The organism is Haloarcula rara, from assembly GCF_029338235.1.
GTDB lineage: Archaea > Halobacteriota > Halobacteria > Halobacteriales > Haloarculaceae > Haloarcula > Haloarcula rara.
Genome location: NZ_CP119785.1, coordinates 1,393,203 through 1,412,101 on the forward strand (window position 1 = coordinate 1,393,203; position 18,899 = coordinate 1,412,101).

The 18,899-nt window shown below is 63.9% G+C and carries 14 protein-coding genes; 6 read left to right on the top strand and 8 right to left on the bottom strand.

Annotation, left to right across the window (positions count from 1 at the left end):
- Nucleotides 1-63: 63 nt before the first annotated feature.
- The 3 genes from P1K32_RS07410 to P1K32_RS07420 all read right to left on the bottom strand — a co-directional run bounded on the left by P1K32_RS07410 (nucleotide 64) and on the right by P1K32_RS07420 (nucleotide 3,261).
- Complete coding sequence (locus tag P1K32_RS07410; protein ID WP_276252032.1) at nucleotides 64-909, bottom strand: HVO_0234 family beta-propeller protein; 846 nt, start codon at nucleotides 907-909, stop codon at nucleotides 64-66.
- Nucleotides 906-2,285: a glutamate-1-semialdehyde 2,1-aminomutase gene (hemL, locus tag P1K32_RS07415; protein ID WP_276252033.1), complete on the bottom strand. Its 1,380-nt coding sequence runs from the start codon at nucleotides 2,283-2,285 to the stop codon at nucleotides 906-908. The genes P1K32_RS07410 and hemL overlap by 4 nt, the downstream gene beginning before the upstream one ends.
- 145 nt (nucleotides 2,286-2,430) lie before the next feature.
- The gene (locus P1K32_RS07420) at nucleotides 2,431-3,261 is read right to left on the bottom strand and encodes a formate/nitrite transporter family protein (RefSeq protein ID WP_379690956.1); all 831 of its coding nucleotides are present in this window, start codon (nucleotides 3,259-3,261) and stop codon (nucleotides 2,431-2,433) included.
- A 551-nt stretch (nucleotides 3,262-3,812) separates the two neighbouring features.
- On the opposite strand from P1K32_RS07420, the gene cynS reads away from it, so the two are divergent.
- On the top strand, nucleotides 3,813-4,250 hold the full coding sequence (cynS, locus tag P1K32_RS07425; protein WP_276252035.1) for a cyanase: 438 nt from the start codon (nucleotides 3,813-3,815) through the stop codon (nucleotides 4,248-4,250).
- Between the two features lie 374 nt (nucleotides 4,251-4,624).
- On the opposite strand, the gene P1K32_RS07430 is transcribed toward cynS, so the two are convergent.
- Nucleotides 4,625-7,063: a DUF2309 domain-containing protein gene (locus tag P1K32_RS07430; RefSeq protein ID WP_276252036.1), complete on the bottom strand. Its 2,439-nt coding sequence runs from the start codon at nucleotides 7,061-7,063 to the stop codon at nucleotides 4,625-4,627.
- Nucleotides 7,064-7,333: 270 nt separating this feature from the next.
- On the opposite strand from P1K32_RS07430, the gene P1K32_RS07435 reads away from it, so the two are divergent.
- The 3 genes from P1K32_RS07435 (at nucleotide 7,334) to P1K32_RS07445 (ending at nucleotide 11,975) form a co-directional block, all read left to right on the top strand.
- Complete coding sequence (locus P1K32_RS07435; protein WP_276252037.1) at nucleotides 7,334-8,782, top strand: proton-conducting transporter transmembrane domain-containing protein; 1,449 nt, start codon at nucleotides 7,334-7,336, stop codon at nucleotides 8,780-8,782.
- 233 nt (nucleotides 8,783-9,015) lie between these two features.
- The gene (locus tag P1K32_RS07440; RefSeq protein ID WP_276252038.1) at nucleotides 9,016-10,782 is read left to right on the top strand and encodes a nitrite/sulfite reductase; all 1,767 of its coding nucleotides are present in this window, start codon (nucleotides 9,016-9,018) and stop codon (nucleotides 10,780-10,782) included.
- A gap of 488 nt (nucleotides 10,783-11,270) precedes the next feature.
- Nucleotides 11,271-11,975 (top strand): hypothetical protein, encoded by a 705-nt coding sequence (locus P1K32_RS07445; protein WP_276252039.1) that lies wholly within the window; start codon nucleotides 11,271-11,273, stop codon nucleotides 11,973-11,975.
- 31 nt (nucleotides 11,976-12,006) lie between these two features.
- Here the strand turns inward: P1K32_RS07445 and P1K32_RS07450 are convergent, their stop codons facing one another.
- From P1K32_RS07450 to P1K32_RS07465, 4 genes are all read right to left on the bottom strand, one after another.
- Nucleotides 12,007-12,648 (bottom strand): chemotaxis protein CheC, encoded by a 642-nt coding sequence (locus tag P1K32_RS07450; RefSeq protein ID WP_276252040.1) that lies wholly within the window; start codon nucleotides 12,646-12,648, stop codon nucleotides 12,007-12,009.
- Between the two features lie 213 nt (nucleotides 12,649-12,861).
- The gene (lrp, locus tag P1K32_RS07455; RefSeq protein ID WP_276252041.1) at nucleotides 12,862-13,320 is read right to left on the bottom strand and encodes an HTH-type transcriptional regulator Lrp; all 459 of its coding nucleotides are present in this window, start codon (nucleotides 13,318-13,320) and stop codon (nucleotides 12,862-12,864) included.
- Nucleotides 13,321-13,330: 10 nt separating this feature from the next.
- Nucleotides 13,331-13,687, bottom strand: coding sequence for a nitrogen regulatory protein GlnK1 (locus P1K32_RS07460; protein ID WP_276252042.1), 357 nt, complete (start codon nucleotides 13,685-13,687; stop codon nucleotides 13,331-13,333).
- A complete protein-coding gene (locus tag P1K32_RS07465) occupies nucleotides 13,680-15,011 on the bottom strand; it encodes an ammonium transporter (RefSeq protein ID WP_276252043.1) in 1,332 nt (443 codons plus the stop codon). Before P1K32_RS07465 ends, P1K32_RS07460 begins: the two co-directional genes overlap by 8 nt.
- A 952-nt stretch (nucleotides 15,012-15,963) precedes the next feature.
- Here P1K32_RS07465 and P1K32_RS07470 point away from each other — a divergent pair.
- Together P1K32_RS07470 and P1K32_RS07475 are read left to right on the top strand one after the other, a co-directional pair.
- Nucleotides 15,964-17,556: a methyl-accepting chemotaxis protein gene (locus tag P1K32_RS07470; protein WP_276252044.1), complete on the top strand. Its 1,593-nt coding sequence runs from the start codon at nucleotides 15,964-15,966 to the stop codon at nucleotides 17,554-17,556.
- Nucleotides 17,556-18,899, top strand: a complete 1,344-nt coding sequence (locus P1K32_RS07475) for a PAS domain-containing sensor histidine kinase (RefSeq protein ID WP_276252045.1) — start codon at nucleotides 17,556-17,558, stop codon at nucleotides 18,897-18,899. Before P1K32_RS07470 ends, P1K32_RS07475 begins: the two co-directional genes overlap by 1 nt.

Genomic DNA, 18,899 nt, shown 5'->3' on the forward strand with positions numbered 1-18,899 from the left:
GGGTTCAATATCTGATACACCACACTGGTTAGGCAGAGGTGGGTGGGAAGCCAGGGCGACCGGTCACGCCACCGCGATACCCGACACGTCTGGCACGCCCAGCGAGCGGGAGCGCCAGCCGCCGCGGCCGTCGGCGGTGGCGTCGTCGGCCGTGTTCACGAGGAAGGTCCCGTCCTCGGTGATGGCGTAGACGTCTTCGCCGTAGGTCACGTCGACGACGCGCTCGCGGACCGGGAGGTCACAGGGACGCCAGTGCGGGTCCGGGCTCCCGCCGCCGTCGTCGGCCAGTTCGTAGAGCCCGTCCGTGTCGGCGGCATGGGTTCGGTCACCGTCGGTAGCGACGGCGCCGTGTGCGCCCGACCGGACGACCGCCCAGTTCTCCCTGGGGCCGACGGTGCCCTCCGTGGCGTCCCGTCGGTAGAGCCCGTCAGCGGTGGCGGCGAAGGGGCCGGCCACGTCGGCGGCGTCGTGCAGCCCCAGATACGCACAGCCGGGCAGGCCGTAGACGCCGTCGGCGGCCGCGACGAGGTCGTCGGCCAGCGCTCGGACCGCCTCGACGGCCCCCATCTCCCACCACTCGCCGTCCTCGTAGCGGGCGACCCGTCCCTCGCCCGCGGCGACCAGCCCGTCGGCGTCGTAGCCCACCGCCGTCGCGGGGCCAAACCCCGTCTCCGCGAAGCCGTCGTCGGTCGAGACCAGCACCGCGTCGTCGGTGGCGACGGCGATTTCACCGTGCGCGCCGGCGATGTCGCGGGCCGAACATCGGTGGGAGAGACTGAACCGTCCAATCTGCCCGCCGGCAGTCTCGACGCGGGTCACGCCCAGCCCCGACGCGACGTAGGCGTGGGTCTCCGGGCGCGTCTGGCCGTACATCCGCTTCTCGGAGATCGAGATGTCGTCGTCGCTCATATGGCCTGCTTGTAGGCCTCTAAGGTCTCTTCGATGTCCTCGTCGGTGTGGGCGTCACAGACGAACTGGGACTCGAACTGGTTGGCAGTGAGGAAGACGCCCTGCTCTTTCATCGCGGGCCAGAACAGCCGCTCCCAGCGCTCGGTCTCCGCTCGCTTGACGTCGCCCCCGTTCTTCGGGCAGTGGTCGTACCGGGGACAGTCCTCGCGCTGGGTGCAACCGGCCTCGCAGTGGCCCGCGAAGGTGTCCGGCGCATCGCGGTTGTCACCGCTCGCTCGTTCCGACGTGCGTGGCACGTCGCGGGTGAAGATGACCTTGAACATCGAGTCGGTCCCGACCACGGTGTACTCGGGGGCATGGTCCTCGAGGATGTCCTGCAGGCCCGACCGGAGCTGCTCGGCAAGGCCGTTGACGTGACTGTACACGTCGTTCTCGGCGGCGTACCGCAGCGTCTCCAGGCCGGCGGCCATCGTCACGGGGTGGCCGGAGAAGGTGCCCGACTGGAAGACGTCGCCGGCGGGCGTGAACTGCTCGATTATCTCGCTCTTGCCGCCGATAGCGCCGACGGGGAAGCCGCCGCCGACGATCTTCCCGAAGGTCGTGATGTCTGGGTCGATGTCGAACTTCCCCTGGGCACACTGGAGCCCGCCGACGCGGAAGCCGGTGATGACCTCGTCGAAGATGAGCAGGGAGCCGTGGTCCTCACACAGCTCTTCGAGGGTTTCGTGAAAGCCCTCGACGGGGTGGACGATGCCGTAGTTCCCGAGGATTGGCTCGGTGAGCACCGCCGCGATGTCGTCGCCGTGTTCGGCGAACACCTCTCGGGCTGCCTCGCTGTCGTTGAACGGAATCGTGAGGGTGTGCTCGGCGAAGCTCTCGGGGATGCCCGGACTGGAGGGCGCGGTGTGGTCGCCCTCGCCCTCGACGAGCGTGGACTCCTGGGCGCCGTGGTAGCCGCTCTGCATCACGACGATTTTATCGCGGCCGGTGTAGCCACGAGCCAGCCGGACCGCCGAGACGGTCGCCTCGGTCCCGGAGTTGACGAAGCGAGTCATCTCGACACTGGGGACGTGGCGGGCGACGAACTCCGCCAGTTCGACCTCGACCTCCGTCGGGGCGCCGTACATCGGTCCCTCGGCGGCGCGTTGCTGGACCGCAGACTGGACCGAGTCGGGCATATCGTGGCCCAGCAGCAACGGGCCATACCCCATCACGTAGTCGATGTAGCGGTTGCCGTCGGCGTCGACGACGTGGCCGCCGTCGCCTTTCTGGACGAAGAACGGATAGGGACGGATGGCCCGCACCGACGAGTTGACGCCGCCGGGCATCACGGAGAGGGCCCGGTCGTACAGGTCGCGTGACTGCTCGTGGTTCATACCGCCGGCTTCGGCGCCGGGGTGAAAGAAACTGTTGGGTCAGGCCCGGAACAGACGATATCGCGTCGAGACGGCGCGGTACGCAGTGGCCGTCGCTCGGTACAGCAGTGGGCCCCGGAAAAGCGAATGCGCTACACGAAGTCGATTAGTCGTCGCTGACGGCGCCGGTGACGACGTTGTCGTCCATGCTCCAGTCCCACTCGAAGCCGTACGAGGAGGAGATGTAGTAGTACGCCGCGCCCATGAACAGGATACCGCTGGCCATGTTCCCGGCGGTGACGACGGCGAGGTTGTACCCCATACCGGCCCAGGAGACACCCTCGGCGGCCGGGGCGGCGACGTTTGCCCCGTACAGGATGGTCATGTTGGCGATGCTGTGCTCGTAGCCCGAGCCGATGAACGCGAGCAGGCACCACCAGATCATGATGAGCTTCGCCGACGTGTTCTCCAGCTGGAAGTTGCTCCAGACGGCGAGACAGACGAGCCAGTTACACAGCATCGCTCGCAGGAACAGCGGGACGAGGTCCATGGACATCTTCGAGCCGCCGATGGTACCCAGCAGCGCCTCGGCGCCCCCGAGGACGCCCGCCTGCCAGGCCATCGCACCCACGAGGATGGAGCCGAGGAAGTTCCCGACCCAGGACCAAGTCCACACTTTCATCGTGCCGGGGAGCCCGACGCGGCCCGAGAGCATTCCCATCGTCATTATCATGTTGTTCCCGGTAAACAGCTCGGAGCCCGCGACGATGACCAGACTCAGTGCCCCGCCGAACACCGCTGCCATGACGAAGCCGCGGAGCGGTTCGAACGTCGTCTGGTACATCGCGCCGCCAAAGAGGAACGTCATGACGACGATGAGCCCGAGATAGGCCCCGGCCATCATCGAGTGGACGATGTACGCCGGAAGACTCTTCTCTATCAGTTCCACCTGCGCCGCGGCCGCCTTACTGATCGAAGTAACACTTTCCTGATACATTTACGCTTCCCCCGCAGTGTTGTATTCAAAAGCTTTGTTTTTACCGCTAATTACTGAACGTTTAGCTGGATTTCTCGCCGATAACCCATTGATACGCTTGCTGACTTCGGTCATTGTGCAACAAGACTCTGTTCGAAAGAGGTGATATATAAGCGTGGTTCTTCGATTGGGTTTCATACTTTAGAATGTACTAGGAATATGGTCGGATGTCGATTTAAACATCGCCATATTTCAGAATAATTTCTCAAATGTCTCAATTTTAGGTTTTTGCGAGCGTATTTTCAACCACGATTTTCCGAGTCGGGCGCGTTCAGGCCGAGCAGTTCGGGAAACGGAAATCCTGCAACTCGTTTTAACAAAATTCCAGTTTCACACAATATTATCGTATTATGTTCTTTGATTATTCCTATCTCTTGTCTGTATTTCCACCAGTATTAGGAAAATAGTTTAATATCACCTTACTCACTCTCCAAGCGGGACAACCTCCCACGACACAACCAATGACAATCGATCGCAACACCATGGAGCCGTACGCGGAAGTTCGAAAAGATATGCGACGGAAACTGGTCGATGCCAAGGAGATGCGGGACCTCACCTTCTCCGACCTCGAAGAGGAGACCGGCATCGACAAGACGTACATCGCGTCGGCCGTCTACGATGGCGCGAGCACGACCGAGGAAGAGGCCATCGCTATCGCCGAAGCAGTGGGACTGGGCGGCGAGGAAGACGTCATCGAGGGGCTCCAGACGCCGCCGATGAAAGGGCAGGAAGAGCCGTCGATTCCGTCCGACCCCGCACTGTATCGGTTCTACGAGGTACCACAGGTGTACGGGCCCGCGATGAAGGCCATCATGCACGAGGAGTTCGGCGACGGCATCATGAGCGCCATCGACTTCGAGGTCAGCGTCGACAAGGAGATTCAGGACGGCGAGGAACACGTCGTCATCACCTACGACGGCAAGTTCCTGCCGTACAAGAAGTTCCCGTAGGCTCGTCGACCGCGACCGACCGATTTTCGACCGTATTTTCGACGACCGTGAAACGCGGTTTTCGCCGCGACGAACCGCTGGCTGCCGACGTCAGTGACGACGGGGCTTGGCGGGGTAGTGGTGCTGTCAGACAGATTTACTTTCTGCTCGGACGGGAACAGACCCATCGACCAGTTCTACAGGCTGAGCAGGCCGAATGCCTCGGGGCTTGACCCCGAGGCGGTTCACGAGCAAGCGGGCTACGAGAGATGGGGAGACGTCCTCGAGACGGACCGCTGAGAGCGGCCCCGACCGCGGCAGCTCATACTGTCGGCTGTACGTTCGTACAGATATTCGCCACCGCGAATTCCTTCAGTTTGTTACAGCCGGCAGTATCAGTCCGTGCTCGCGACCGTGATCTTGGTCGTGAGCGTCGCGTCCAGTGGCTCCCACTCCAGGCCCGGCTGGTACCGGAAGGTCGCGTCGTCCTGGGTGGGGTCGATGACCAGCAGGGAGAGCCAGTTGTTATCGAGCAGCGTGGCCAGGTCGGGGTTGCGGTCGAGGATGTCCGTGACGGTGTCGACGGGCGCGTGGATGACCGTCGACAGCCGGATGGGCGTGTGGAGGGCCTGCCGGTCGTCGGCGTACAGCGACTGCAGGGGCAACCCCATCATGAGGTCGCCGCCGTTGCCCTGCAAGACGCCGACGTTGCCCACGGCGTTGTGGGTGGTCTTTGAGCCGCTGCCGTATATCTCGTTGTCGACCGTCGAGAAGTAGTACTGGGCGTTTATCATCTGACAGACGACCAGCGGCCCCGCCATGATGTTCTCCAGGGCCTCGCCCTCGGGGTCGCCGTCCCAGTCGTACGAATGGAGGAACGAGCGCCCCGCGAGGTCGACGGCTTCGGTCAACTCCCGGGGGCCGATGACGAAGCCGGCGTTGCCCGACAGCCCGATCTCGGGTCGTGGCTGGGCCCAGTCGTCCGTGCGGGTCTCGGTCTCGCGGACGGGGTCGTCGGCCTCGATACCGAGCGTCTCCAGTCGCTCCTCGGCGGCGGCGGCCTGGGCCGTCTCCAGGTCACCCTGCAGGTCCTCGACGACGGCCTGCTGGCGCTCGGTGAGGTCGACGCCCTCGGTGAAGACAGTCACGTCGTCGGTCGTGGTGTTGTGCCGCCCGGGGAGGAAGACGGTGTCGTCGGGGACGTCGATGCCGCGTTCGGCGAGTTCCTCGCGGACCTCGGGGTTATTGCAGATTGTCGCGAGCACGCGCGCGTTCGGCGTGCCGGGACTGCCCGAACAGGCGCCACAGTCGATACTCGACTTGTAGGGGTTGTTGACGGTCTGGCTCTCGTGGCCGGTGAACACGACCACGGGGGCAAAGTCGTCCCACCCCATGAGGTCGAACGCGGCCTCCGCGTAGAACGCCTTCTGCCCGGTCGAGATGCCGATAGCCGGAGACTCGGGGCCCTCGTCGTCGGCCGTCTCGGAAAGCGTCAGCGACGAGAACGTCGCCGGGTCGCCCGGGCCGACGCTCCCGCGGGCGTCGTGGACCTTCGACGGGAACAGCGTCCGGGAGGCCAGCGCGGCCCCGAAGAAGGTCCCGGAGGCCTCGACGAAGCCGAAGGCGGCCGCCAGGTCGTTTTTCAGCGACTTGAGGAACTTGTTGCCGTCCGTCTTCAGCCGGTCCCACCGTTCGTAGGACGTCGTCGCCGGGTCGTCGGCCGGCGGCTCCTCGGTGACGTGGTGTTTCGGGTCGACCATCACCGGACAGGAGTCGGTCTGGACCTTGGACTGGTGGCCCCTGTACTCGATGGGGACGCCGAAGAAGCCGGCGTAGCCGTGGGTCTCGTAGTCGCCGGTCGCTTCGAGATGTCGGCGGATAATCTCAGAGCGGGTGTCGATACAGAAGACCAGCTGGGCGTCGGGCCGGTTGCCGTCCATCTGCGTACTCGACGTGGCAAGCCCCTTGTTGATGTCCTCCAGCAGGCCGTCCTGATAGCTGCGCTCCCACGCTGTCAGCCATATCTCCTGCAGCCGGAAGTCGACCTGTTTGGGCCGCTCGGTGCCGTCGGTCTCCGGCAGGATGTCGACGCCCATGTGTTTGGCGAGGATGAGTCGGACGCCGAGATAGTCGACCAGCGTGACGGGATACTTCTCCTGCCAGGGGTTGTTGTTCGCCTCGGCCCGCTGTTTGATGAGCCCGACCCAGCCCGGCAGAGCCGCCAGGTGGTGTTCGAAGATGTCCTCCCACTCGGACTCGTCGTAGCCGCTGAGGACTGCATACAGGGCCTCAATCGCCGTCTCCGGGGCGTCAGTCAGGCGCTTGCGGTAGTACGTCGCGATGTTGGTCTCCGACTCCGGAATTTGGCGGTCGTAGGGTGCGATTGCCCGCCAGGACCGGTAGAAACCCTGCTCGCGGTCGGGCATGGGCCAGCCGGCCTGTCCCTGGTCGAGGAAGGCCGCGAGCCACTTCGAGCACAGTCTGTTCAGCCGCTCGTCGTGGGTGTCGGCGGTCGAGCGTTCCGCCGCCTCGTGGGCCATCCGCCGCAAGAGCACCCCCGGCTCCTCGTCGATACCGTGTTCCTCGAGCAGGTCATTGAGGATGGTCGCGTCTATCTCCCCCGACTCCCAGGCCTGGCGGAACTGGTCGGCGGTCGGATAGCCACGCCCGTCGAACAGTGTCTCGGCGTCCTCGACAGCCTGCCGGAAGGGCCTGTCCTCGAACCCGGAGAGGGGGTTGGCGGCCACGTCGGAGTACAGCGGCCAGACCCGACCCAGGCGGTCCGCCGCGTGCTCTATGTGCGTCCGAACAGTCGTCGGATCGATATCGACCATCGTATAGATTACACCAGTTGGAGTTGAAAAGCGAGAGCTATATCTTAATATCTTCGCATATATGTAGACATATCTGGCTACATTCCTAAAATAATTCAAAGACACTAGGGCGGTTTCGGACCGGCAAGACCGCTACGCGCCGCCAAATCCGTGGTAAGATGTTTGTTCAGCAATTCGAGCTAATTCTTTGTGTTTTAGGAATTATACCACCACTTACCAGTCGCACACAGAAATTTTAAACGTATAAGTGGTCATCCTCCGATACCATAGATGTCCCATACGAGTCAACAGTACAGCGCCGTTCCGGTCGTCTCGACGACCCTCGTCTGGACGCTGTTTGTCGGTAGCATCGTCCTCGTCGCAGCCACCACCTGGTTCAGCATCGAGCTCGCGGCCGAACCGCTGGTCCGTATCGACGGGTTGACGAAGGTGATGTGGGTCGCAGTAACCTTCTTCAGCGGTATCGTCCAGAGCTTCTCCCGCCGGTATATGCGGGCAAACAGGGACGAGGACCTGTTTTTCGCACGCATCATGCTGTTTACCCTGGTGGTGATGGCGCTGGTCGCGGCCGACCACGTCGTCCTGTTCCTCCTCGCCTGGACGCTGATGGGGCTACTGATGGCGGAGCTCATCGGCCACGTCAGGGCCTGGCCGCAGGCGCGGGCTGCCAAGCGTCTCTCGCGACGGTACTTCCTCGCCGGGAGCGGGGTGCTGGGAATCGGCCTGCTCGCGCTGTCTGCGGGGACCGGTAGCGCCACCATCTCGGGGATACTGGCGTCGGTCGAGACGCTCCCGCGGTCGACGCTGCTGCTGGGCGCCGCGCCCATTCTGCTCGGGGCGCTCGTCCAGTCGGCGCTGGTCCCGTTCCACGGCTGGCTGCTCTCCTCGATGACGGGGCCGACGCCGGCAAGCGCCATCATGCACGCCGGGTTCGTCAACGCCGGCGGCGTCTTGCTCGCGCGGCTGGCGCCGGTCTTTGCGATACAGCAAAACGTCATGTTGCTCATCGTCGCCCTCGGTGCGGTCAGCTCCGTCCTCGCGCAGGCGATGATGCTCGTCAAGGCCGACTACAAGGGCCGGCTTGGCTGCTCGACCGTGGCCCAGATGGGCTTCATGATACTGCAGTGTGGGCTGGGCTTTTTCGCCGCGGCGGTGGCCCACCTCATCATCCACGGGTTCTACAAGGCGTATCTGTTCCTCTCGACGGGGTCGCAGGTCGTCAAGAAAGCGCCCAAGAAGAAAAAACATGGCTACCCCTCCGTCGTCACCACGGGCGTGGCGCTGGTGACGGCCGTCGCCGGCGGCGCGGTCTTTGCCCTCCTGACCGGGAAGGGAACCACGCTCACCGACACCGGCATCTTCCTCGCGGTCATCGTCGTCGTGAGCGTCTTTCGCGGCGCGACCGAGCTGCTCGACAACGAGTCACTTCCGGCCATCGTCCGGCTGGGCGGGATGCCGCTTATCATGATACCGGCGCTGGCGCTGTACGCGGGCGTGTACAACGGCGTCTACTACCTGTTGAAGGACCTCCCGATGGTCAAGGCCGGCATGGCGATGACGCCCGTTCACTGGGCGCTGCTCGGGCTCTTCCTGCTCGGTCACCTGTCGGTCCAGCTGGGCTGGCTCCAGCGCAGCCGGCGCCTCTACGTGACGCTGCTGAACGCGGCACAGGCCGACCCCGCCACGATTCCGGGCCAGGCCAGCGAGTACGAGAACTAGACGGGCTGGCCAGCCCGCCGAACAGTCGAATGTTTGTTTTTTCACAAAGACAACTAAACTCCTTAAACTCCTGTAGGCAGCTATAATTTTGAACATTTAGTTGATTCTCCGCATTACAGCATGATTGTTTCAATAGTCAGGTTTTTACTTTGCCAGTCAGTTGATTTATCCGAGTATAAGCGCATAGAGCTAAACTACGTTGTGCGGAAAATCGCTATACGAGGTAACCAACAATGGGCAACAAAGCAGAAGAAGTCAAAGGCGAGATGTACGGGGACGAGGTACGGGAGAAAATAGAGGAGTTCGCGGAGCGCGGCTGGGAGTCGATTCCGGAAGACGAGCGCGACGAGTGGTTCAAGCGGTTCCTGTTCTGGGGCGTGTTCCACCACCGCGAGGGCCAGGAGTCCTATTTCATGATGCGCCTGACCAACTGCGGGGGCGTCCTGGAGCCGGGCCAGCTCCGCGCAGTGGGTGAGGTCGCCGAGGAGTACGCCAGCGGGCCCGTCGAGAACCCCGAGTTCGGTGACGCGTGGATAGACTTCACCACCCGTCAGTCCATCCAGATGCACTGGCTGAAACTCGAGGACGTCCCGGAGATATGGGACAAGCTCGAGGGCGTCGGGCTGACCAGTCGGTCGGCCGGCGGCGACACGATGCGAAACATCTCCGGCTGTCCGGTCGCGGGCAAAGGCGAGGAGTACATCGAGTCCCGACCAATCCTGGACGAGATTCAGGAGACCATCCGCGGGGACGACGACCTCTGTAACATGCCCCGGAAGTTCAACATCTCGGTGTCGGGCTGCAAGCAGGGGTGTGCCCAGGACGCCATCAACGACATCGGGCTGGAGCCGGCCCACAAGTTCATCGACGGCGAGGAGGTCAAGGGGTTCAACGTCCGCGTCGGCGGGGGACTGGGCGGCCGCGAGCCGCGCAACGCCCGCCCGCTGAACCTGTTCATCAGGCCCGAACACGCCGTCGAGACGGTCCGGGAGTTCGTGGAGTACTACCACGAAGAGGGCAACCGGACGAACCGCTCGAAGAACCGCGCGCGCTTCTTCGTCGACGAGCACGGCACCGAGAAGATCCGCGAGGACCTGGACGAACGGCTCGACTTCGAGTTCGAGACCGCCGGCACGGACTTCCGTGGCGAGTACACCTACAACGCCGGCAAGAACAGCGAGTTCGGCGCCCACGACCACGTCGGCGTCTACGACCAGAAAGACGGCAAGAACTACGTGGGCCTCTCGGTGCCTGTCGGTCGGCTCCCCGCCGAGGACGTCGTCAAACTGGCTGACCTGGCCGAGGCCTACGGCTCCGGCGCGGTGCGGCTCACCCGCCGGCAGAACCCGCTCATCATGGACGTGCCTGACGGCAACCTGGCGAACCTGCTGAACGAGCCGTTCTTAGAGAAGTACTCGCCGGAGCCGAACCCGTTCACGCAGGGCGCGGTTGCCTGTACCGGGACGGAGTTCTGTTCGCTGGCGCTGACCGAGACCAAGGCCCGGATGGCCCGGATGCTGCGCTGGCTTGGCGACAACGTCGAGCTGCCAGGCGACGTCGACCGCATCAAGATGCACTACTCGGGCTGTACCGCCGACTGCGGCCAGGCCATGACCGGCGACATCGGGCTCCAGGGGATGCGCGCCCGCAAGGACGGCGAGATGGTCGAAGCCCTGGACGTCGGTGTCGGCGGCGGCATGGGCGAGGAGGCGGAGTTCACCGAGTGGGTCCGCCAGCGCGTCCCGGCGGACGAGGTGCCCGGCATGATTCGCAACATCGCCGAGGCCTACGCGGCGCTGCGCTCGGAGGGCCAGACCTTCAGCGACTGGGTCGCCGCCACCGGCCACGAGACCCTCGTCGAACTCGCCGAGCCCGAAGAGGTCGAGGGGTACGAGGACCCCTGCCTCAACGACGCCAAACAGTCGTGGTACCCCTTCGAGGACGGCGAGAGCCCGGCCCCGACTGACGCCGACGGCCAGCCCATCTCTGCGGACGACTGACCATGCACGAGCCTGAACCGCCCGAGACGGAGCCAGAGCACGTCCAGGAGGTGGCCTACGACGCCGCGCCGGAGCTCATCGAGTAGACGGGCCACCGCGGCTTGTCAGTGCGGCCACCGGTCCGAAGCCGGAACCCCGACGTTCGGTAGAGCGAAGTCGTTCGAAAGGCGCTTAGCGCCTTTCGTGATGAGCGTGGGACCAACGGTCCCACGAACCTGCGAACGGGCGGCTCTGCCGCCCGTGAGCAGATGACGAGAGACGCCACCGGCGTCTCTCGAACCACCCATCAGATATCTCCGATTTCTGAGGACGGCACCGCTCGTGTCCACCTGTGCCGTCGGCTCGCTTTCTGCGAGTGATACGCGGCTGTACGTTCGTACAGCTATTCTCGGTGGCGTGCGTTTGGTACAGCCGGCAGTATGGGCATCGTTCCGATACGTGCCTCTTCCTGACGGGCATTTTTGTACCGTTACAGTGATGGATTTCGTATGACCGAGGAGTTCGATACAGCCAACTCGCTGCTGGACCCGCTGCCCGGCGAAAAAGTCCCGTATGACAAACGCGAGGCTATCTGCGACGAACTCCCGCTCGGTGTCCCGACCAGCGCCGTCGTGCCCGATGCCGCTCTGGAACTCGAAACGATTCTCGACGATATCCACGTCAACGGGGGCGCCCATCTCGGAGCAGTGCGTGTCTTGCCGGACGAGCGATTCGACTGGGCCCTCTCACGGGGCTCCAGTCGACTGCTCCGTCGTCGCGTCCTCTCTTCGGCGGCGCTTGCCGAGACGCTCCCGGAACTGGAACTCTCAGCCGACCGCAAGCACGAGGCGTTCGACGATATCGAGTGGGAGCACTACCCGTCGTACACGCTTGATGGCTACCTCACGGAAAATCTCGTTGCCGGCGGGGCGTACTACAGTTTCCTAGAGCCGCCGTTTCAGGACATCGACGAGACCGTACCCGGTTACGAGCACGTTCCTGAATCCTACGGGGACCGAAAGGACGCCAAACGGCTCGCCGAGCGGTTCGTCGAAGCCGTCTTCGGCGAGCGATACGGGGAGTTCACCGTGGCGTTCACCGACGAGGGGTGGTGTGACTGGTTCCAAAATATAAGCGTCTGGAACCGGACGTACTTCTGTTTCGACCGCCGAACGCGACTGGTGTGGGTGCTGGCCGTAACGGGAAGCGATTGATACACCGGCAGTACGTTCCCAGACCGGACACTTACACCAGGTCGTCGGCCTGCGTGTCGGCTTCGACGTCGGTGTCGAGGTCGATACCCTGGATGAGGGCGACCAGGTCCGCCAGCTCTGGAAAGGTGTAGACCGTCATCCCCAGGTCGCCGTCCTCGACGGTAATCTGTGAATCGATGACGAAGACGAGTTCCGAGTCGGGCCAGCCGCCCATCTTCTCGATGATGTTTGCGGCCGGACCGAGCACGAAGTTCGGCGTCCCCATGTCGATGGTCGTGTCCAGCACGTTCGCCCAGCCGTCGATGAAGGCGGAGGTCATGATGTTGCCGATCTCCTGCATCGCGGAGCGCTCCATCTCCGAAAAGCCCTCGTCGTCGCCGCCCCCACCCATCCCGCCCATCATCGCGCCGGCGAGTCGCTTGCTGTCGGCCGGGTCGAGCATGAACAGGACGTAGCCGTAGGGCGGTTCGTTCAGCTCGACGTAGATGCCGACCTGCCGCTCGTCGCCGATGTGTGTCGTGACGTCGTCGATATCGAGGAAGTTAATCTGAGACGTGTGGACCGACGCGGAAAGCCCCGTGAGCTGTCCGAGGTGGTCCGCGACGGTCCCCGACCCCTCCTTTGCCATCTGGTTGAAGAGGTCGAGCTTTCGCACGTCGACTTGCAGGCCCATACCCCATCGAACGAGTGGACCGGCTTAATGGCACCGTCGCCACTATCAGAAGTGGTTCCTGTGGCTGTCGCTCGTCGGTGTCGGAGAACGGAGAACACACGGAGACCGTGTGTCCACCCTGCGCGGCAGTACAGCCGCGCAGGTGTGTCACACGACGCGGCTGTGTGCCGCGTCGGTAGTGCGACGCTGCGGCAATGCAGCCGCAGCGGTAGTTTACTCGCCGGTGTCGTCGACCGGGAACTGTTCGTGTTCGCGGACCGTATTCAGCACGACGGAGGTGGCTGCGGAGCGGATATCAGGGTCGGTCAGCAGTTCCTTGATGTGTGCGTTCATCTCTTCGGTGTCACGGAACTTCCCAACGGCGACGATGTCGTGGCTGCCGGTCACCTCGTACACCGCGACCATGTTGTCAAGGTCGCGGAGCCGCTCTGTCACCGTCTCGAGCCCGCTGCCATCGACCGACAGCTGGAAGACGGCAGTCACGTCGTACCCCAGTGCCTCGTAGTCGACGCGAGCGGTGTACTCCTCGATGACGCCGGTCTCGACCAGCTGGTCCATCCGTCGCGACACGGTCGTCGCGGCGACGCCGGTCTCGGCGGCGACATCGCGGGCACTCGCCCGCCCGTCGCGGAGTAGGGCGTTCACCACCTGTCTGTCGATATCGTCGACCATCGCCCGCCGCTCAGACGGCCTCGGGACCGGTCTTGCCTGTTCGGACCTGGTAGGCGTCGTCGACCGGGAGGACGAAGATCTTGCCGTCGCCCTTCTCGCCCGTGTGGGCGCCCTCGGCGATGGCTTCGACCACGTCCTCGGCGGGGATGTCCGCGACGACCGTCTCGATTTTGACCTTCTGGTGGAGGTCGACGACGTACTCCTCGCCGCGCCACTGCCCTTTCTTCGCGGGCTGTGAGCCGCGGCCGGAGACGTTCGTCACTGTCAGCGAGGGCGCGCCGACTTCCGCGAGCGACTGTTTCACGTCGCCGAGTTTGTCTGGACGGACCATTGCAACGATCATCTTGATGTCAGTTTCGTCAGTCATCTTTGGAACCTCCGTCAGTTCGCACGTCTTCGGTCATGATACCACCGTCTGCCACGACGCTCTCACCCGAGCCGAACTCGGGGTAGGTCTCGACGCCGTGTTCGCTGACGTCGAGACCTTCCTGTTCGTGTTCGGGCGTGACGCGGGCCTGACCGATGGCCTTGAGCACGGCCCAGACCGCACCGGTCGCGACAATCGTCCACGCCGCGATGGCCGTGACGCCGATGAGCTGTGCGACGAACGCGTTCGCGATGGAGTCGACGGTGCCGGGCACGGCGACGAACGGGAACATCAGCGTCCCGAGCACACCGGCGCTCCCGTGGACCGGGAAGACGGCACAGACGTCGTCGATCTTCAGGCGCTTCTCGATGAAGCTGAAGACGATGGGCAGCTGAGCGCCCGCGAGGCCACCGACGAGGAACGCGCCCCACCAGGTGGTGGTGTCCGGAATCGCGGTGATGCCGACCAGGCCGGCCAGCAGCCCGTTGGCCACGTAGAGGGTGTCGACCTTGCCGGTCTTGGCCCAGGCGACGGCCGCGGCGCCGATGGCACCGCAGGCCATCGCGATGGTCGTCGTCATCGCGACGCGACCGACGTAGGAGAACGCACCGAGCGAGAGCGCACCGTCCTCGAGGGCGAACACCGTCGCGGCGGTGCCGACGTTGAACCCGTACCAGCCGAACGCGAGGATGAGCGTCCCGAGCACGGCGAAGGTCAGCGAGTGACCGGGGATGACGTTCGCGCTCCCGTCCTCGTTGTACCGGCCCATGCGCGGACCGAGGACGTAGGCGGCGGTGAGGCCGGCGATGCCGCCCATGCCGTGGACGATCATCCCGCCGGCGAAGTCGTGGAACGCCTCGCCGCCGAAGCTGATGTACGCGCCGGACCACGTGATGCCCGTCACGAACGGGTAGATGACCGCGGCCAGCAGGAACGTGTAGGTCACGTAGGCGCGGAGTTTCGCGCGGCCGGCGACGGCCCCGGAGACGATGGTCGCCGCCGTCATCGCGAAGACGGCGCCGAACAGCCAGCTGACCCAGCTGTTGGGGTCAGAGGTCTCGAACGCCGGGACGAAGCCGCCACCGCCGACCAGTGACGAGAACCCGGCGCCGATGAGGAAGAACACCGTCACCCCGACCGACCAGGTGAGCAGGTTCTTCGTGAGCTGGTTCGCGACGTTCTTCGAGCGCACCTGCCCCGCCTCGAGCATGGCGAAGCCGGCGTGCATGAAGAAGATCAGGAACGTTACGACTAGGACCCACAGGAGGTTTACTCCCGTGACTATCGTTTCGAGGTCGCTTGCTTGGAGTGGTTCGAGTACCATGATTTCTGTCTGATTATTGCGTTTGAACGTCCAACTTTATCGGCGCGAGCGCCAACTTCGTCAAGTCGTTCACGGAGAAATCTCTGGCAAGACCAGTACATAAAGATTGGCTTTACGAAATCAGATAGTACGCGATTTAAGCATACGAACGTCCATAGTATTGCATGATATAATGGATTTAAGGTTGTTCTCCGTCAAGAAACTCGGCATCTGTCTACTGAGATTTTGGACGTTCGTAAACCCCGATTTCGCCGCTTCGAGGCCACAGCGGGGTGTTTTGCTTGCGCGCGCCGGCCCCGAGACTATCTGACCCAGTACACAGGCGGAGAACGGTCGACAAACGGTCACGAGCGGGCATCAATCTCACAATCGGCGATTCGGTGGCCGGGCGACGGTGGCGAGACTGTCAGTTCGAAAGATAACCCCGGCTAAAAATTTACGTTCGGTCAGTGTCGGTCGGCGATATCCTCGGCGAAATACGCGAGGATACGGTCGGCACCGGCCCGTCTGATACTGACGCGGCATCGAAAGCTGTGCCCAGCCGCCCCACCAGCGACGAGATGCCGGAGCCGTGAGAGACTACTGTCACTTGACCGGCAGGCCGGTTGTGGTACGGGACACGTTCGAGCGCACCGAGCCGGTCCAGCATGACGAGGGTCGCGTGCGTGAAGTGGGATGTCCGTTGCAGATAAATTTGGCATCTGTCAAGATTTCAGTCGCTAATTAGCTGGGCGATTGAACGTCCGTAAACAAATTTTTGCTAGATATTACCAAGTTTGTCCCGGAATAGGCCGTATACAGTCAATAAACTGGACCGTTATCACCCATTAGTATTATAATTCTCGGCGTAATTGAATATTCCGTACAATGACGAGAGTATATGGACGCGCGTTGTGTTGTCGTCGACAGCTGTTAATTGAACAGGGTCGGACTTCGGAGGAAAGTTGCGGGAATGCGTGACAGCCTCCGACAGTCCGCCGAAGCAGCCACCGGAGACCGCACGGTCGCGAACGCGCAGGGCGCTCTCGACGTGATTCAGACCACCTCCGCGACGGTCGACGACGAACTCGCTGCAATCGACGACCGTGCGAGCGAGCAGGCGGCCGACGCACAGTGGGTCGTCGAAGAGATATCGACGCTCTCGGCGACGATCGAAGAGATCGCTGCCACCACCAACGAAGTCAGCGAACAGAGCGAGCGGGCAAGCGCCGAGGCCGCAGAGGGCCGTGCGGCCGCACAGGATGCGATGGAGACGATGGGCGACGTCCGGGAAGTCAGTCAGGTCGTCGCCGAGGAGGTCGACGCGCTCCGAGAGCGGATCGACCGCATCGCCGATGCACTGGCCGGAATCGACCGCATCGCGGACCAGACGAACATGCTCGCGCTGAACGCCTCCATCGAGGCTGCCCGCAGCGACACTGACGCCGACGGGTTCGCCGTCGTCGCCGACGAAATCAAACAGCTCGCCGCCGAGTCACAGGAGCAGGCGGACGACATCGATGCCGCGCTGGATGCGGTCCGGGAGGCGACGGACGAAACGGTCGAACAGCTCGAATCGGCTGCCCTAGAGATCGACAACGGGGCCGAACAGGTATCGGAGGCCATGGCGAGTCTCGACGCGGTCGCGGAGACGGTTACCGAAACCGCCGAGGGCGTCAGTTCGGTCTCGAAAGCGACCGACGAACAGGCCAGTACGAGCGAGGCCATCGCACAGCGGTGTGAGACGCTTGCCGACCGTGCGACGGCCATCGACGACGACCTCGCATCGATTCGAGACGCCCGCTCAGAACAGACGAATATGCTCGGGGAAATCGACGACGTGCTGGCCGCCGTCGACGCCGACCGGCGCTCGGCGATGGCCGACGAGCCGACGCTCGAGAGCGGGGTACCGGGGTTCGACGAGCTCTGTGACGGCGGGTTCGTCGTCGGCGGACAGGCAGTCGTCCGGTACGACCCGGAGACCCCGGTCGACGGAGCGCTGGCCCAGCTCTGTGCGACGGCGCTCGCCGCCGGAACGGCGGTGTCGCTGACGCCGACGCCGACGCTCGACCGAACGACCCTCGCCGCGGCCATCGCGTCGACGGGCGGGACGCTCGACGACGCCCTCGCGGAGGACCGACTGTTCATCCTCGACGCGTTCGACAGTTGGGCCGACCGATACAACGTCTTCGACCTCGGCAGCAGTTCGCTGGGCGTGGTCAACGAAACGACCGTCAGCCGGCGCGACGACCCGCTACTCGTGGTCGGAAACATCGAGGGGGAAGTCGCCACCATCGGCGAGCAGGCGGCCCGGGAGGCCCGGTACGAGAACGACAGCGGCGTGTTCAAGCCGGACGATACGGTGCTGAACGTCATCGCGGACGATCCGGTCCCCGAGACGCTAGCCGCGTTCTACGGCGGTTCGGCGGACACGGTTGTCTCGCTCCGGCGGGAGGACGGCCGAGCGTACGTCGAACTCGCCACGGCGACGTTCGGCGCAGACGGGGAGCGACGGCCCGTCACGACCCTCTCGAACCCGCCGTTCCTCCGAGTCGGGAGCCAGTGATGTTCGCCGTCGATGGGGACTCTCGAATCTCGTTTGCCACGGAGGGGTTCGCGTCCCGACTGAATACGACGCCCGGCGCACTCGCCGGGAGGCCGGTCGATACGGTGCTTGAGACGGAGGACAGCAGTGGTATCGCCGCCGTCATCTCGGAGCTCCAGACGGCCAGGGCGGGGGTGTCACGCCGCCGTTATCTCACGCTCGTGAAACAGTGCGATTCCGTCCCCGCAACTGTCGAGTTCGCAGCCACGGGGAGCCAGCGGGTCATCGGAACAGTCCGGAAACAGCCGGACGTCGACGGGCGGTACCGACACCTGTTCCAACAGTCGACCGACGCGATTGTCTCGTTCGAGATCGTCGATATGGAGCCGGTCGTTCGGGCGGTCAACACCGCGTTCGTGGAGACGTTCGGCTACGACAAAGACGAGGTCAACGGCGAATCGCTCAACGATTTCATCGTCCCGGAGGAAGACGCCGAAGAGGCGGCCAACTACGACCGGCGGACTGCGGCTGGCGAGACCAACCAGGCGATGATTACCCGAAAGACGGTCGACGGGAAGCGGGCCTTCCTCTATCGCGGGCTGTCGTACCAGACGGCGGACAACCGGCGCTGTGGGTTCGCCATCTACACTGACGTGACCGACGACAGGCAGCTTCGCCGGCGACTACAGGTGCTCCATCGCGTGTTGCGACACAACCTTCGAAACGAGCTGACGGTGGTCGCCGGGATGGCCGACCATATCCGCAAGATAGCCGATGGGCCGGAACAGCGCCAGGCCGCCGAACGGATTCTTTCGACCACCGACCGTCTCAGCTCCGTCAGCGAACAGGCCCGAGCCCTCGAGGTCGCACTCGACAGCGACAGCGACCAGGACGTCGACGCGGCAGAGCTGGTCCGGTCAGTCGTGGCGACGTACCCCGAGCAGGGGATCGAGACGGACGTCCCCGATTCGGCACCGGTGACCGGCGGCACTGCGGTGTACGACGCGGTCGACAATCTCGTGGAAAACGCCGTCGTCCACACCCCGGCCGGGACCGATATCCGCGTCACCGTCGACAACGAGGGCAACGAGACATCCATCCGCGTCGCCGACGATGGCCCGGGAATCGCACCAATGGAGCGTGCGGCCGTCTTCGAGGACGAGGACATCACCAGCCTCAAACACGGCTCCGGCCTCGGGCTCTGGCTTGCCCGCTGGGTCGCGGAATCCGCTGGCGGCGAGTGTCAGTACGAACGGGTCGGCGGGTGGACCGTCATCGAGCTGTGGCTCCCGTCCGTCGACTGTTGCGCTCCGCTCGTGCCCGATGGTGTCGGGGAGCTGGAATCGGTCTCGACCGGACAGTAG

Excerpts from the sequence above, each read along its gene's own strand:
- P1K32_RS07430 (WP_276252036.1), bottom strand. The coding sequence starts at position 7,063 with ATGGTCGATATCGATCCGACGACTGTTCGGACGCACATAGAGCACGCG.
- cynS (WP_276252035.1), top strand. The coding sequence starts at position 3,813 with ATGCGACGGAAACTGGTCGATGCCAAGGAGATGCGGGACCTCACCTTC.
- P1K32_RS07435 (WP_276252037.1), top strand. The coding sequence starts at position 7,334 with ATGTCCCATACGAGTCAACAGTACAGCGCCGTTCCGGTCGTCTCGACG.
- hemL (WP_276252033.1), bottom strand. The coding sequence starts at position 2,285 with ATGAACCACGAGCAGTCACGCGACCTGTACGACCGGGCCCTCTCCGTG.
- P1K32_RS07475 (WP_276252045.1), top strand. The coding sequence starts at position 17,556 with ATGTTCGCCGTCGATGGGGACTCTCGAATCTCGTTTGCCACGGAGGGG.
- P1K32_RS07420 (WP_379690956.1), bottom strand. The coding sequence starts at position 3,261 with ATGTATCAGGAAAGTGTTACTTCGATCAGTAAGGCGGCCGCGGCGCAG.
- P1K32_RS07470 (WP_276252044.1), top strand. The coding sequence starts at position 15,964 with ATGCGTGACAGCCTCCGACAGTCCGCCGAAGCAGCCACCGGAGACCGC.
- P1K32_RS07410 (WP_276252032.1), bottom strand. The coding sequence starts at position 909 with ATGAGCGACGACGACATCTCGATCTCCGAGAAGCGGATGTACGGCCAG.
- P1K32_RS07440 (WP_276252038.1), top strand. The coding sequence starts at position 9,016 with ATGGGCAACAAAGCAGAAGAAGTCAAAGGCGAGATGTACGGGGACGAG.
- P1K32_RS07445 (WP_276252039.1), top strand. The coding sequence starts at position 11,271 with ATGACCGAGGAGTTCGATACAGCCAACTCGCTGCTGGACCCGCTGCCC.
- P1K32_RS07450 (WP_276252040.1), bottom strand. The coding sequence starts at position 12,648 with ATGGGCCTGCAAGTCGACGTGCGAAAGCTCGACCTCTTCAACCAGATG.
- P1K32_RS07460 (WP_276252042.1), bottom strand. The coding sequence starts at position 13,687 with ATGACTGACGAAACTGACATCAAGATGATCGTTGCAATGGTCCGTCCA.
- lrp (WP_276252041.1), bottom strand. The coding sequence starts at position 13,320 with ATGGTCGACGATATCGACAGACAGGTGGTGAACGCCCTACTCCGCGAC.
- P1K32_RS07465 (WP_276252043.1), bottom strand. The coding sequence starts at position 15,011 with ATGGTACTCGAACCACTCCAAGCAAGCGACCTCGAAACGATAGTCACG.